The 14,969-nt window shown below is 38.8% G+C and carries 11 protein-coding genes; all 11 read left to right on the forward strand.

Features of this window, described 5'->3' with window-relative positions; genetic code table 11:
• Positions 1-2: 2 nt before the first annotated feature.
• Positions 3-203 (forward strand): DUF6760 family protein, encoded by a 201-nt coding sequence (locus ACFSGI_RS21255; RefSeq protein WP_204826341.1) that lies wholly within the window; start codon positions 3-5, stop codon positions 201-203.
• 6 nt (positions 204-209) lie between these two features.
• Positions 210-689, forward strand: a complete 480-nt coding sequence (locus ACFSGI_RS21260) for a phage tail protein (RefSeq protein WP_379284324.1) — start codon at positions 210-212, stop codon at positions 687-689.
• Positions 690-734: 45 nt separating this feature from the next.
• The gene (locus tag ACFSGI_RS21265) at positions 735-2,777 is read left to right on the forward strand and encodes a hypothetical protein (protein WP_204826199.1); all 2,043 of its coding nucleotides are present in this window, start codon (positions 735-737) and stop codon (positions 2,775-2,777) included.
• 26 nt (positions 2,778-2,803) lie between these two features.
• A complete protein-coding gene (locus tag ACFSGI_RS21270; protein WP_204826200.1) occupies positions 2,804-3,409 on the forward strand; it encodes a CIS tube protein in 606 nt (201 codons plus the stop codon).
• Positions 3,410-4,504 carry a phage late control D family protein gene (locus ACFSGI_RS21275; RefSeq protein WP_204826201.1) on the forward strand — a complete coding sequence of 365 codons (1,095 nt, stop codon included), beginning with the start codon at positions 3,410-3,412 and terminating at the stop codon, positions 4,502-4,504. It begins immediately after the preceding gene.
• On the forward strand, positions 4,501-5,220 hold the full coding sequence (locus ACFSGI_RS21280; protein ID WP_204826202.1) for a phage baseplate assembly protein V: 720 nt from the start codon (positions 4,501-4,503) through the stop codon (positions 5,218-5,220). The genes ACFSGI_RS21275 and ACFSGI_RS21280 overlap by 4 nt, the downstream gene beginning before the upstream one ends.
• 74 nt (positions 5,221-5,294) lie before the next feature.
• Complete coding sequence (locus tag ACFSGI_RS21285) at positions 5,295-5,696, forward strand: GPW/gp25 family protein (protein ID WP_204826203.1); 402 nt, start codon at positions 5,295-5,297, stop codon at positions 5,694-5,696.
• Positions 5,697-5,732: 36 nt separating this feature from the next.
• Positions 5,733-8,957 carry a putative baseplate assembly protein gene (locus ACFSGI_RS21290; RefSeq protein ID WP_204826204.1) on the forward strand — a complete coding sequence of 1,075 codons (3,225 nt, stop codon included), beginning with the start codon at positions 5,733-5,735 and terminating at the stop codon, positions 8,955-8,957.
• 20 nt (positions 8,958-8,977) lie between these two features.
• The gene (locus ACFSGI_RS21295; RefSeq protein ID WP_204826205.1) at positions 8,978-11,191 is read left to right on the forward strand and encodes a putative baseplate assembly protein; all 2,214 of its coding nucleotides are present in this window, start codon (positions 8,978-8,980) and stop codon (positions 11,189-11,191) included.
• A 33-nt stretch (positions 11,192-11,224) separates the two neighbouring features.
• Positions 11,225-13,342, forward strand: a complete 2,118-nt coding sequence (locus tag ACFSGI_RS21300) for a phage tail protein (RefSeq protein ID WP_204826206.1) — start codon at positions 11,225-11,227, stop codon at positions 13,340-13,342.
• A gap of 29 nt (positions 13,343-13,371) precedes the next feature.
• Entirely contained in the window at positions 13,372-14,913 is a 1,542-nt protein-coding gene (locus ACFSGI_RS21305) for a hypothetical protein (RefSeq protein WP_204826207.1), read from the forward strand.
• Positions 14,914-14,969: the final 56 nt, after the last annotated feature.

The following is a 14,969-nucleotide window of genomic DNA, read 5'->3' on the forward strand; positions in this document are numbered from 1 at the left end:
GTTTGAGTTATCCTGTAGACAAATTATATGAAGAAATGGGATTTATCGCTTATTATTTTCATTGGTCGCATGAAGCATTAATGAGTATGGAGCATCGTGAACGTCAGCGATGGTGCGAAGAAATTTCCCGAATTAATCGCAATCTGAATGATGAAGGATCAGAAAAAAAAGAAAATCTATTTGATGTATTTGGGAAAGGATAATGCTTAATGCCGGGGAAATCTATGCCAGGTAATGCAGCTCCTGTTCGTAAAGATCCTTTAGCTGCTTTTCGATTTATGGTTCAAATCGATCAATTACAAGTCGCTGGTTTTTCAGAAATTAGTGGTTTGCAAGCTGAGACCAAGTATGAAACGTATATTGAAGGTGGCGAAAATGGCTATGTACATTATCTGCCGACACGTAGAGAGTACCCGCCACTTGTATTTAAACGAGGAATCGTTTTTTCGCAGAGTCTTTGGAATTGGTATGACGGTTTCAAAACAGGGAGTATCGTCAAGCTCAATGGTTCTATTATCATGAGTAATGATAATTATAATGACTTTATGATCTGGCATTTCAAAGATGCTTATCCAGTGAAATGGATGGGTCCTCAATTAAACGCCAAGCAAAATGATATTGCATTTGAATCTATTGAAATTGTGCATCAAGGATTATCGTTAGATCAGCGAAGTCGTGCCAAATTATAAGTACGGATCGAGTGAGTGGACAGATGATAAAGGGAGCGATGAGTGATGAAGTTATTATCAGATCGTATCGGTCATATGCGTCAGCATCAGCATTTTGCCGACCGTCTGATAAGTAAATATCAAGCTCTATCGCTATCAGGTTTTCCTATCTCTCGATTGATCTATCGTAAGCAAGCAGATGCGATTCAAAGCGAAGAAATACATCATCATTCGATGAATGTACAATGGACTAATATTACACAGATGACGGTTGTACGTCCATTAATGATTCGACAGCACTATTTTTTACGAACATTAGCAATACCGGGAGTACGACAGCCTGTTTCAGATCTACCATTTCCAAATTATCGTATGCTCACTAATAGTGAATGGATGACTGTACCGATACATTCTGTAACCTATCAACAGCATCCACTTATTCGTCAAATTTATGATCGACAACAACCGTCATCTGCTATCGTGGTGACTCCAGAACGAATTCTACAAAGTCTAGGCATACATGAATGGTGGAATGATCCTTCAACTATAGTGCAGAATACTGATAATGAAGAATATCCTTATAATATTGTAATTGACGATCATCAAATACTTCATGAGTATCGAGAATTTCAAAATGTAGAACAACAACAATTTGCTATACTGCGTTCTTTTTCAAGGCAGACAAGTTCTAATCGTATTTCTCGTAAAATGATACTATCTATACCTGCTTTGTTATCAAAGCGTTTACCTCTACTAAGACTTGCATTACCTGTTCCTTCACCCATACGCAATCAATGGCAACGACGTTCTGAAGAGATGGAGAGGCTTGCACGAATATTTAATGTGACTGAACTAAAGGATATAGATCAGGTATTAGGAAAGAATCATACGATTAATTTGTTGACGATTTTGCCACCAGTAGAGTGGATATCACCTATAGGAATACCATCAATATGGCCACAACGTAGAACAGAACCTATTCGAGATTCTGAAGATTGGCTATATCATATTGTCCGTTTATTTAATCCCTCTGAACGTCGGGCAGTCATTGAACAGAATATCCGCAAATTATACATCAAAGCATCTGAACGATCTCTTCATCAGAATGCACGCCAGTGGAGTCAGACGGTATTATCAACTGTCTGGCATGAGATGAGCCGAACCAGTCCAGCTCACCTATCGATAAATAGTCCTTTTATTCGTAAAGATGGAAAATGGATATTTGATCCACAAACTGTGTTCTCCTTATTAGAAAGTCGTAACGAAGCGTGGAATTCTCTAGTTTCTATTCCCTGGCTCAGAGATAGACCAAGTGATCAGACGATTCATCAACATCTATATCATCCATGGATGATTCGTCGTTATTTGAGCAACCCAGAACAGTGGGGTCGTGGAAGCAACGGAGATATGCCTGTCTGGCAAGATCATATGTACAACACCATTAATCAGTATATAAATATTGAAGCTGACCGATTTGCTCAACAATATCTATCTCACATAATCACAGCCAAGATCCCTTTTTATTCAAATCATAATCCATACAACTGGAATCCTATGACATTCATACAATCATCTAATACAGGAGTTAATGACATATCAAATGCTTCTCTATTTCGGTGGAATACATCCGCTTCAGCTGATTCAAGTCAATCTTTAGGCTTATCTGAATTGCCGCTGTCACCGATCAGCATAGGTTCTAACTATCGACAGTCAATATTGCATCCACTTCCAACTCGACAACGTGCCCATCCTACTATTATTGATGAAGAGACAGAGCAAGAAACAGGAAAAGTATTGCAAATGATCACTAAACGATTACCGACTATTTTACCTACACAATCACCATTGCTAGCTGCTACAGAAGATTATATTGAAGATAGAACACCAACATCTATAAATTGGCGTCAATCGACCTCAGTTTCAACGATTTCGCCATCTGGGACAGTTACAGCAGCGGAAATGCAAGATATTCGTACTGATCTAGAGCATCAATTCCGCTATTCTGGTCGTGGCGGAATTCAGCCTAATGAATTTAATCGTTTAGTAGATAGAGTATATCGAGAATTACAACGTAAATTAAAATTCGATTATCAACGTCGTGGTATGTAGCGATGATAGATGAAGGAGGAACAGTAATGGCTTTGGAAAAAGCACGTATTGTACCAGAGGATGATTCCTCTTCTACTGTTCATGTACTATTTAATCCGACCGAGTATTCTATCCAGTCTAATATGGGTTGGACAGACGATAATAATGGTACACCTAATCAATATTTACCTAAAGTATCAGGAAATTTGAATATGGAACTTTTTTTCGATACCTCGATAGAAGGTAGCGATGTAAGAATGTATATTAATCAATTAAACAATTTGCTGCAAGAGGATACTCAGAAAAAGCGTCCGCGCAAATATACTTTTGCTTGGGGAACTTTTCAATATGCAGGGTATATGGAAATCAAATCTCAAAAGTTCACTCTTTTTATGGAAAATGGTATTCCTTTACGTGCTAGAGTAGGTGTCACATTTGATCAACGTGATGAATCAACAGCAACTACATCGACTAGTAGTTCGACTCAAGCATCTGGACAAATTGTAGCTGGGCAGGGCGAGTCTTTAAGTGAAGCTGCTAATAAACAATACAATGACCCTACCGAGTGGCGGCCAATCGCTCAAGCGAGCGGAATAGATGATCCTCTACAAGATATGACTAATGTAATGTTCAATGTACCGGGGAAAAAATAAATGGGAACTATTACATTAGCAGATTCACCTATGGATTACGAAACGTTATACAAAAGTTATGATGAATTTTTGGCTCCACGATTCAAAATAACATGCGGAGGTCAAACCTTCGATACTGATACACTTCCTATACAACATTTGTCTGTATATACAACAACAGAGCCAATGGCAGATTCAGCTTCTTTCAGTATCGAAGAGGGATTTGATTCTCAGCAGACTGAATTTACATATGAATCTTCTTTCGAATTGGCGCAGACCATAGAGATTGATATGGGATATGGTAATCAGCTAAAGACTGTTTTTATCGGTTATATCGTATCAGTTACTTACGAATTTCCAAGCGATAGTGAGCCATTAATGACAGTTCGTTGTATGGACATGACTTTTCTCATGATGAAAACCTATAGTGAAAAAGTATGGCAAAAGAAAAAGCATAGTGAAGTAGTACAAGATGTTGCTTCCTCTTATTCAAGTCAATTATTTATAGATACAACAGATACGATAATCGAAAATATTTATCAAAATAAACAAGCAGATTATCTATTTCTACGTGAATTGGCTCAACGCAGCAATCGTCAATTACTGATTGCAGGAAAGTCTATTTATTTTCGCAAAGTAGTTGAACGTAAAACACCATTTATAACACTAACATGGGGTCAGGGGCTACTATCTTTACGATTAGAAATGAATATTGCTTCTCAATTAAGTGGAATAAATGTACGTAGTTGGGATCAGCTGAATCGTGAGTTGATAGCTTCTTCTAGTTATACCATAGTTAAAATAGGTAGCGGTACACAAACGGGAAGTCAAATTGTGGCTGCATTAGGAACTTATGAAGAATATGTAGATATGGATGGAGAATCACAAACAGATGTTCAAAGTGTTGCAGATGGTATTATGCAATCTCGCTCCATGGAATTGCTTCATGGTTATGGGGAGTGTATCGGTATTCCTGATCTACGTGCTGGACTTTATATTGCATTTGAAGGTGTAGGTAAGCGAGCGGGAAGTGTCACGTATCTCAGTGAAGTGAATCATACGATTGATGATAACGGATATATTATTCAATTCGAAACAAAGGGGAATGCAATATGATTTTTCCAGATTCCTATTATGATTCACGTCGACGACAAGACGCACGAATTTCTGGTGTGACTATTGGTAAGGTAACTAACAATACAGATCCTGAAAAGCTAGCTCGTGTCAAACTGATGTTAGAGATGCATCATGGTGATTTTGAAACGGATTGGGTACGAGTCGCCAGTTCGATGGCAGGCAGTGCAAGAGGAAGCTTATTTATTCCAGAAGTAGATGATGAGGTGCTTGTTGCTTTTCATTTGGGAGATATCACCCGTCCTTATGTTATCGGATTGTTGTGGAGTAAATTAGCTGTACCGGAACCAATGGAAGATGAGAATAACCGTAAAAAAATAAAAACAAAAGGGGGCCATGAAATTACTTTTGATGAAGCTCAAGATAAAGGGAAAATGACATTTAAAAGTGCTAAAGGGCATCAAATCGCAATGGATGATGGCGAAAATACAGTAGAATTTACTGATGCAGCTGCTAAACACAAAATCACATTAGCTGGAGGCACCTCTGGCGCGGTTACGATTGTAAGCGGAGATACCAAAATCACTCTTAATGATCAAGGAGATATTACACTGACTAGTAACAAATCTGTAAGTATCAGTTCATCACAGATTTCTTTGGAGGCGAAAGGAACACTAGATCTCAAATCATCCGGCCCGCTTACGATCAAGTCAGATGCTATTGTCTCAATTAAAGGAACATTAGTCAAAGTCAATTAAACTCTATTTGAAAGTAATCGAAATAAGATTGAACGTGATAACCTTGCTGACTTTCATATTTAGGAGGGAGACATATGAATCGTGATTTTCTAGGTAGAGGCTGGTCTTTTCCCATTCAAGTGGATACTGCAACAGGCAAAATAAAAATGTCAGAGTACAGCGATGATATTCGTGAAGCTATTCGTATTCTGATTCGTACTTCTCCAGGCGAACGAGTTATGAATCCTGATTATGGTTGTCGTATTCGCCGCTATCAATTTGATTCGATTGATGTAACAACACTTCATCTGATGGCAAGTAGTGTGAAAGATGCCATTGAACGTTGGGAGCCGAGAGTCACTGCTGTAAGAGTGACTGCATTATCAGATCAACAGGAGAATGGTTTAGTTCAACTAGAAGTTGAGTACCGTGAGCGCTCTACTAATCATGTAACCAATCAAGTTTATCCGTTTTATATCTATGAAGGAACAGGTTGAGACAATACATAACTATTTAAAAAGGAGGATTGAGAGATGGGCTTATCATGGGAACAGATCAGCAATCTAGCTTCACCAGCGATCGATTCAAGGGAGCTTGCTGACTTGGTACGTGAGATGAAGGAATTGGTTCCTTTTTATACACCAGAATGGCGATTTACACCAGATGATCCTGACGCAGGAACTACTCTTTTTTATATTTTTGCTGATATGTTGCTTGAAAATATTAAGCGACTCAATCAAGCTCCTTTGAATAACTACCTCTCTTTTCTCAATCTAATCGGTGTTGAACCTATTCATTCGCGCGCAGCTTCTGCCTGCTTAACATTTCAATTAAGTCAAGGATCAACCCAGCCTGTATTTATTCCAGCACGCACACCTGTACTGGCAGAGTCTGAAGGTCAAGAAGTTACTTTTGAAACGACATCGTCTATGTTAGTCACAACGGCTCAAATGATAGGAATCTATCAAGTCGATGGTCAACGCGATCATATTGTTCCCATAGGTCAATCATTACTGACAAAAGACTCCAAGATCTCAAAAGACGTGTCTATCCCTTATCGTTTGTTTGATGCTAATAACAGTGACGAGAATATTCAGGAACATATCTTATATACTGCTCATCCGATACTGGATTATTTAGAAGGAGCTACTCGAATTGAATGGATTCCCTGGTTGGAACCTGCGTATGCAGCCACAGATTGGTGCCGTTTATTAGCCGATCCTGCCTATGCAGAATGGACATATTGGTCTCAAGGTCAGTGGAAAGTATTTAATCATGTACAAGCAGTAAAAGGAAAAATACGTTTGAGTAAAGCCGCAGGGTCGCGTCTAGAACGTTGTTTGATCGAAGGGAATGAACAACTATGGATACGTTGCCGTATTGTACATTCTTTAGAACAAAATCATCCATCTTCTATATCACAAGAAGATCTTCAATGGTTATCTACAATACGATTGAATCGTCTTACCATCAGACCCGTAATGCAACCACTTTTAGGGGGAGGACAACGTATAGACGAAATTGGTATTGCCCCAACACGTTTATTTTTGGACGATCAAGAATTGGATCAAGAGCAATTTTATCCATTTGGTAAATTGTTTTATACATATGGTTGTTTTTATATGGAATCAACTGAGATCTTTAGCAAATCTGGTAGTTGGATCACTCTGCGTTATCAAAGTGGCTTTGTCAATCAAAGAGCGCTGCCAGAACCGGATATAGAACCACGCTGGCGTCCAGTCATGCGTACTTCAGAATTTGATACACGTCATGCAGTCTATGCCTGTATCGAACGGGTGATCTGGGAATATTGGAATGGTCAGTCCTGGGTACGGCTTATAAATACAGCGCGTGAGATGGACTATCAATTTCGTGCACCAGACATAATAACAACTACTCGTAGTGAACGCGGGCAAATAAATTCAGTAACGACAAAAGCTTCTTCTATAGAATTGGATGGACAGCCTGAACATCTGCATGACCAAAAGTGGGAATTCGAGTGTCCTGCTGATCTTGTCCCGACCATGGTCAATGGATTAGAAGGATATTGGATTCGCGCGCGTATTATTGAATTAGATAATGCGTATGCACCGTATGCTATTTATCGCTCGCCATGGATACAACAATTGCGACTTCAATATAGCTACCGTGATTCTTTTCCTGTTCAACAGTGTATAGCTGCTAATCATGGTGAAAGTAAAACATGGAATAGTACGATCCCTACTAATTTTTTTCCTTTTGAAGTATTAGACCACACCCAGCCTGCTTGTTATATCGTATTTGACCAAGCACCTTCAGGCGGGCCTCTTCATATGTATATAGAGTTAGAGCCCCTAAGTGAATTGATGAATAATGATCCTGTAACGATTGATTGGGAATATTGGCAAGATCATCAAGGACATCAGGGATGGGCGGCATTAGAAATATATGATTTTACTGAAGGTTTAACAGGAAGCGGAGGTATACAATGGTCTGCTCCCAACGATTTCGGCAGGTATTCTCGTTTTGGACAAAAAGGTTATTGGATTCGTCTTGTAGATCGTCAACGTCGATTCGGGCAAAAGAATATACCCTATCCTGTTGTGAAAAGTATTCACTGGAATACAGTACCAGCGATTCAGCAACAGAGTATTACAGAGGAAAAACCAGATGTTACTCAAGGAGTAGAGGGTGTATATTTTAAATTGTTACGCACGCCTGTACATGCAGAAGAGGTGTGGGTAAATGAAACCCATTTGCAAGAACATAATGAATGGCTTCGAGTACAGCAAGAAGAACCTGATGATATCCAAAGTGTGATTTTACCTGACGGTTCTCAACAAGTCTGGCGTAAATGGAAAGCTGTTGTAAGTCTCCAAGGTTCTGGAGCATTGGATCGCCACTACCGAATTGATCGCGCACAGGGCGAAGTTTATTTTGGTAATGGTCGATACGGTAAAGTACCGACAACGGTAGGAACGGGTAGAATTAAAGTGAATTATCGCTTATCAGCAGGTGATCTAGGCAATGTAGAACAGAATACAATTAACCGTTTGCGTTATGCCAAAGCATTTATTGATAAAGTGTGGAATCCTTTACCCGCTTATGGAGGTCATGATCGTGAGCAGACTATTGAAGCTGTTCAACGTGGACCCGCACAGTTAAAACATCGTAATCGTGCAGTGACGATAGAAGATTATGAATCACTCGCTTATGAAGCAGATGCACATGTTGCCAAAGTGAAATGTTTCTCCGGTCGAAATGCACAGCTAGTTCGAGAAGCAGGTAGTATTACACTTGTCATTATGGTCAAAGATGCTGATTGGGGTAGACGCTATTTTCCTGAGTTACGCAAACGTGTACGTCAGCACATGATTCCTCGAATGTCGGCTATGATTTTTCCAGAATCTTTATTTATTATTGAACCGATATATCTTGAGATTGATGTTACAGCAGAAGTATATGTGCGTAGCATGGAAGATTTGGTTCCAGTGGAAGAAGAATGTATAAATAGGTTGGATCGATTTTTAAATGCAATTACTGGACAGCATGATGGTCAAGGCTGGGATATCGGAGAGCAACCACAGCCATCTGTATTTTATCCATTGTTACAATCCGTTTCAGGTGTTAAATATGTCAACAAGCTAACGATTGAGATTTTTCAGCGAACTTCAGATCATCGTAAAGAATTAACAGCACAACAAGCTGCAATGATTGACCATAGCATTGTTCATGGTGGAAAGCATAATTTGAGTGTGCATACGGATTGGAGTAAATAAAGAGATCAAAGGAGGATATCATGCTACCTAATCTGAATTTGGATGACCGAACATATCAAGAGATTTTAGATCGTGCGAGACAGTCTATCCATCGTCTTGACCCTGGTTGGACCGATGAGAATACACATGATCCTGGAATCACTATGATCGAATTATTTGCTTATATTACTGAAGCACAACAGTACTATATCAATCGAGTTACAGCACGTAATGAATTCAAATTCCTTAAATTATTAGGTGTTATTCCTGAGCCTACTAAGCAAGCATATGCAGAAATTCAGGTTTCTGGAGTAGAGCGGTCTAGATGGTTACCGGAAGGAACGATACTATCAGCAGATCGTATTGATTTTGAGACAACGCAAAATCTTTACTTGTTGCCGCAGAAGATTGAACGTGTTGTTGTACAAGAAGATGCAGACTCCACGATGCATGCATGGGAAGGGATACATTCTCCTGAATTTTATTTGTTTGGTAACGAAGCCAAACAAGATAGTCGATTTTATATTGGACTTGATTCAGCTTTACCTTCAGATATACCGTTGCATATCACTTTTGATCTTGTAGAAGATGCTCAATTTTCAAGGAATACTGTAAATCAAGATCAGGAGCATATTAAACCTCCTGTTCAATTAGAATGGTCTTATTTTGGAGAGTGGAGTGAAGGTCAGTATGGATGGAACCCATTAACGATTCTAGCAGACTATACAAGGGAACTTACTTTTGACGGTAGTCTCTATTTTCAACTCACAGAGCCTATGGTCGCTCATGCGGTCTATCCAGCGGTGGATACACCGCGTTATTGGATACGTTGTGTATTACATCAATCGGGCTACGAAACGCCGCCTATATTAAAACACTTATTGTTAAATACAATTCAAGCTAGAGAAGGTCATACAGCGATAGCCTTAGAACGTTTTGATTATGATGGGTCTATTGGAGCTAAAGTACAATGGCTTCATCGCTTAGCACAAGAAGATGAAATTGAAGTACGTATTCGTGAACAAAATGGCTGGCATATCTGGCATAGAATTGATGATATGGAACATGCTCATTCGGAAGAACGTTGTTATGTAGTGAAAAAAATGCAAGATGGCAGTGTATGTATTCATTTTGGCGATGGGAATAAAGGAAAGGTTCCATCTATAGGCAAACGTAAAATAATGTTGATTGCATGGGAACCTTCTTTTCGAGAACGACGTTATATCGGTCAAAGTAACGGAATGCCTGTCCAACATTATCGCGTTGCTTCTCCGGGAGAAAAACTGGCTCATCTTCGAATTCAGGTGGGTACTAGTGACCCATCATCGAACGAAATGGTATGGCATCATTGGCAACAAGTTGAGGATCTGGATAGTTCGGGTTCAGAAGATCGTCACTTTCAATACGATGAGTATAACGGTGAAATTCGATTTGGAGATAATGAGAAAGGGATGATTCCTGCTCCAGCGCCTACAAACAATATCTGTTTAATTGCTTATACATCAGGTGGTGGAGAGCGTGGCAATATCAAAAATAATACGCTTACGTTGTTACCTCAAGTGGAATCTTCTTCTCTACAAGCGACTAATTACAGACATGGATACGGAGGACAAGATGCAGAGACTTTAGATCAGGCGAAGCGGAGATTATCATCTGATTTGCACCAAATAAACCGTGCAGTTACAGCTTCAGATTATGAACAGATTGCTTTACGTACACCAGGGTTACGAGTAGCAAGTGTCAAAGCGTTACCTCTATATGTTAGCGGACTTGTAGACTATCCTAATCGTAAAGCAGCAGGTCAAATCACTTTAGTTGTTGTTCCTTATGGAAAAGGTAGACCCGAACCAAGTCCAGCTTATCTCCATGCGGTCAAACAACATATGGAGCAATATCGCTTATTAGGTACACAACTTCATGTTATTGGACCTCAATATATGACAGTTAATATACAAGCTCAATTAGTAGTAGAGCCTTATTGCAAAAATAAAATATCATTATTTACCGATGTATTAGAGAAATATTTTGATCCTTTGCGTCAACAAGGTGAATTTGGAAAAAGTATTCGTAGTAGTCAATTGCATAATCTTTTATCTCGTGTACCGGGCGTGATTTATGTTCAGGATGTATGGATTCATGTGGAAGGTACAGGTGCTAAGAGAGATGAGAGCGGAAATGTAAGTATTCCTCCTAATGGGTTAGCAGCAGGTGGAGATTATAACATTGAGTTATTTACACCTAATGAAATTCGCTAAGTTTGTCAAAGGAATGGAGAGGAGAGGACATTAATGTTAAGAATCCCTCATTTATCGCTAAATAAACCTGCTGATTGGGAAGCTGGAACAGCGATTAATATACAGATTGGTGATGCCGGTGTTCATTTGCAAAAAGAATTAAAATATAACATAGATGGGCATTTCTTTATTCCTCTTCATATTCCTATTGCAGATTTAGCATCTAATGGAGAAGGGAAACTATATCTATTAGACACGAAAGGTTCATTACTGTTATTGGACCCTGCTACTCAATCATTGGAACCATTGTTTCCTGTAGGACACCAGATGTTTAGTGTAGATGCACAATTGTCAGGCCAATCAGATCGTTGGATTATTGCTCAAAAGAATGGAACAAGTTTAACTACTTCAGCTTATTCTATTCGCAATGGACAACAGATATGGAGTATGGAAAGTCGTACAGACAAAGAAGGGCAATCCGGCGAAGTACTCGCATTTACACATGATGAACAGCATAATCTATTTCAATTTGTTCGTTATGTTGAAGAAGATTATTCAAATAAAAATGCAATTTCAGAAATACCGCCAGTCTATGTACAAAGATATGAGATTCATTGTTATAACCAACGTGGAATATTACAACAGGTGCTCTGTTTACCTATACTCTGGCAAAACCAAATAGAAGAGATCAATCCTAGTTCTACGTACAACTGGCAAATAGCCGCAGCAAACGGATTTATTTATATCACAGAATCTCAGACACGAACCATTTGGAAATTAGATCAACAAGGTAAATTGGAAGGAGTCTCGATTGTATCATTTGGACTGACAGGGCATATTTTAGCAGATGTTGATGGAACATTATATATAGGCGCTTATTATTGGAATACACCCGAGAGTGAAAAGAATCCTTTCATTTTAGCTGTTCTAACCAATGGATTTGTCGAGCGAGTAGCAGGCTACAATGACAGATTAGATAAGATGTTTTATGGTCAATACGGTCAGATTCTGATCTATAATCAACAAAATGCTTCAGTCACCATTTTGGAAAAGAAAAGAAATACACGTACAGCTCCTGAATATGGAGGGCTGCCTAGAGGAACACTTATTTTACCTTCAGCAGATAGCGGGAATGAAGCTACAGTATGGCATAATATGGTGCTTGAAGCGCAAATTCCTGCAGAGACGAGAGTGATTGTTCGTTATACTGCTTCAGATCACAAAAGATTTCTCTGGCAAAATAAATCTTATGATTTTGATGAATGGCTCCGAAGTGAACATATTCCTACTTCTCAAAAGTTAAAGTATATACAAGAGCATTGGACAGTATTACCACCTAATCCGCACAATGCTTTTTTTACATCAGCTAAAGGGAGATATTTATGGATAGCTATAGAACTAGTAGGTAGTGGAAGTCAGTCGCCTTTGATAACAAAATTACAGTTATTTTATCCAAGATCGTCGTTACTTTCTTATCTACCTTCTATTTATCAAGAAGGTCCGCCAGACTCTTTTTTAGAACGCTTCATTTCATTATTTGGTCATTTTTTAAGGCAACATCATGAGCAAATTGCAGGGATTTCGGCTGTTTTTGATTCAGAACAAGTGGATGGTGCATTTTTAAAATGGCTTGCTAGTTGGCTGGACATTGTAGCAGATGATAGTTGGTCAGATGAACGATTACGCGCTTATATTCAAATCGCTCCCAAGTTGTATCAAATTCGTGGAACACGCCAAGCAATGCAACAAATGGTCAAGCTATTGATTGGATATACGCCCCATATTTTAGAACACTTTCAATATAAACATTTATTACATGATCCTGATTGGGAAAAAGCATTATCAATTTTGTATACAGATATGCCATACCACTTTCTTGTTATCCTTCCCCCTCATAGTATTGCATCTGAACAGCAAAAAGAAATGATACAGCGTATGATTGCTCGGGATCAACCTGCAATGACAGAGGCTGAACTGATTGTACTTGAACCAAGAATAAGACTCGGAGGACATACGTATTTGGAAGTGAATTCAATTTTAGCTTCTCCATCACGATTAGCAATTGATAATCAATCTGTTGTTTCATACGATACGATATTAACCGAAGGTGAAGAAAAAGATGCAGCAGTATTTCCATTCCGATTAAATAATGTAATCCAACTGAATCATTGATGAATGAGCCAACAAAGGAGCGCGTAATGATGCAGAATTCAAGATACTATCCGTTTGAGCGTAATCGTTATTTCTATGGCAAATTGCTAACGGTAAGGGATTTTGAAGCTGAGCAAAATTATGTTATGGATAAACGTAGATTAATGAACCGATTGCTTTTCGGTTCAGGTATTATTACGGGGTTGAAAGTAGATAAAATTGATTTTCATACTATATCAATTCAATCTGGAGCAGCATTAGACAACTTGGGCAGAGAAATTATTGTACCAGCGCCAATAACCACACGATTATCATTACTTGATGGATTTGCTCAAAATGATTCTAATCGTGAATTGTATCTTTGTCTGGCATATAGTGAACGAGGTCGAGAACCTGTACATACATTGGAACGTAACAATGAAAGTATAGGGGAACTCAGTGAGCATAATCGTGTACAAGAAGCGTATCAGTTGGTTCTTAAAGATGATCCAACTGAATTTGAACAGTACGGAACTATGCAATTGAAGGAACAAAGAGTTCATTTTTATCAAGATGAGTATGTCAAAATGTTTATGAAGGGACCTAAATATGTACAAGCAGGGATTCCATTTGATTTGCATATTTATGTAGTAAAAGCCAATGCAGAAGCTCAAGTTATTCTTGACTCTAGACTTGAAACGGATGGAGTGCAACTTCAAAGTGGAAGTGACCGATTAACCTATAATGATTCTGGTAATAGCATACGCAAAGAGTATCGAATTGATAGTCAGTTCATTGCTCGCAAAAATGGAGATCAAGCAATGATCCGAATCGTTGATGCTACGATTCGAGTAGATGGACAAGCTATTTCGATCCGAGAAGAAATCAAATTTCCAATTGAAGTGATTGAACAGCCTGATCAAAAATTATGGCAAAATTATAGTGAACGTTCGCTAGAAGATGCACTGGATAATCATCCTGCGATGATTTGTCTTGCCAAAATTAGTCTCATTCGTAGTCGCTCGACGTATTCTATTGATCAGGTAGATCCTGTTCCTTTTGGCGACTTTGTACGTAATACCTCCGATTTATATCGTTTGGGTTTACTAAAAGGCACCAATGAATTACTAGATAGTCCAGTTGTACAAGCCAATACAGTCCCTTTACCAACGTTCGAATCTCCTGTCTCGGAAATAGATCCTCATGTAGATCAAGAAGAGGAACCCGAATTCCTACAGGATCGTGCCAGTGAACACAATGTTCAACAAGTACGTTCAGGTGTGATTGAATTAGCTTTTTCCGGTAATCGATCGCATAATGTTCTTTTTTCTAAAGGAGAAAATGTAGTTTCAGAAGAAATTGAACATGGTTTGGGAGCAGGAAGTGTGTATTTGACTGTTGGACTGTGGGAAGAAGAAGCTGGTAAAATTTTTGCGGGAAATCAAGACGTATTTGATCATACACCTTATGAATCTTCTTTGCCACAAGTTAAATTAGGGACAGTTCAATATCCTGAAAAAGGTACATTTCGAATCGGAGCTAAAGTTTTTGTGCCTTCAGGCGCTGCTACATTACGTATTCAGTGGTGGGCAGTCAAAGCAGTGGAAGTTTAGACGAGAGGGTTGATATAATACGAGCTTAAAAAGCCTGCTGTATGCAAAAAATACTT

Source organism: Paenibacillus nicotianae (assembly GCF_042681745.1).
GTDB classification, from domain to species: domain Bacteria; phylum Bacillota; class Bacilli; order Paenibacillales; family Paenibacillaceae; genus Saccharibacillus; species Saccharibacillus nicotianae.

Coding starts and splice junctions, on each gene's coding strand:
- ACFSGI_RS21260 (WP_379284324.1), top strand. CDS start 210: ATGCCGGGGAAATCTATGCCAGGTAATGCAGCTCCTGTTCGTAAAGAT.
- ACFSGI_RS21305 (WP_204826207.1), top strand. CDS start 13,372: ATGCAGAATTCAAGATACTATCCGTTTGAGCGTAATCGTTATTTCTAT.
- ACFSGI_RS21280 (WP_204826202.1), top strand. CDS start 4,501: ATGATTTTTCCAGATTCCTATTATGATTCACGTCGACGACAAGACGCA.
- ACFSGI_RS21285 (WP_204826203.1), top strand. CDS start 5,295: ATGAATCGTGATTTTCTAGGTAGAGGCTGGTCTTTTCCCATTCAAGTG.
- ACFSGI_RS21295 (WP_204826205.1), top strand. CDS start 8,978: ATGCTACCTAATCTGAATTTGGATGACCGAACATATCAAGAGATTTTA.
- ACFSGI_RS21275 (WP_204826201.1), top strand. CDS start 3,410: ATGGGAACTATTACATTAGCAGATTCACCTATGGATTACGAAACGTTA.
- ACFSGI_RS21300 (WP_204826206.1), top strand. CDS start 11,225: ATGTTAAGAATCCCTCATTTATCGCTAAATAAACCTGCTGATTGGGAA.
- ACFSGI_RS21265 (WP_204826199.1), top strand. CDS start 735: ATGAAGTTATTATCAGATCGTATCGGTCATATGCGTCAGCATCAGCAT.
- ACFSGI_RS21290 (WP_204826204.1), top strand. CDS start 5,733: ATGGGCTTATCATGGGAACAGATCAGCAATCTAGCTTCACCAGCGATC.
- ACFSGI_RS21270 (WP_204826200.1), top strand. CDS start 2,804: ATGGCTTTGGAAAAAGCACGTATTGTACCAGAGGATGATTCCTCTTCT.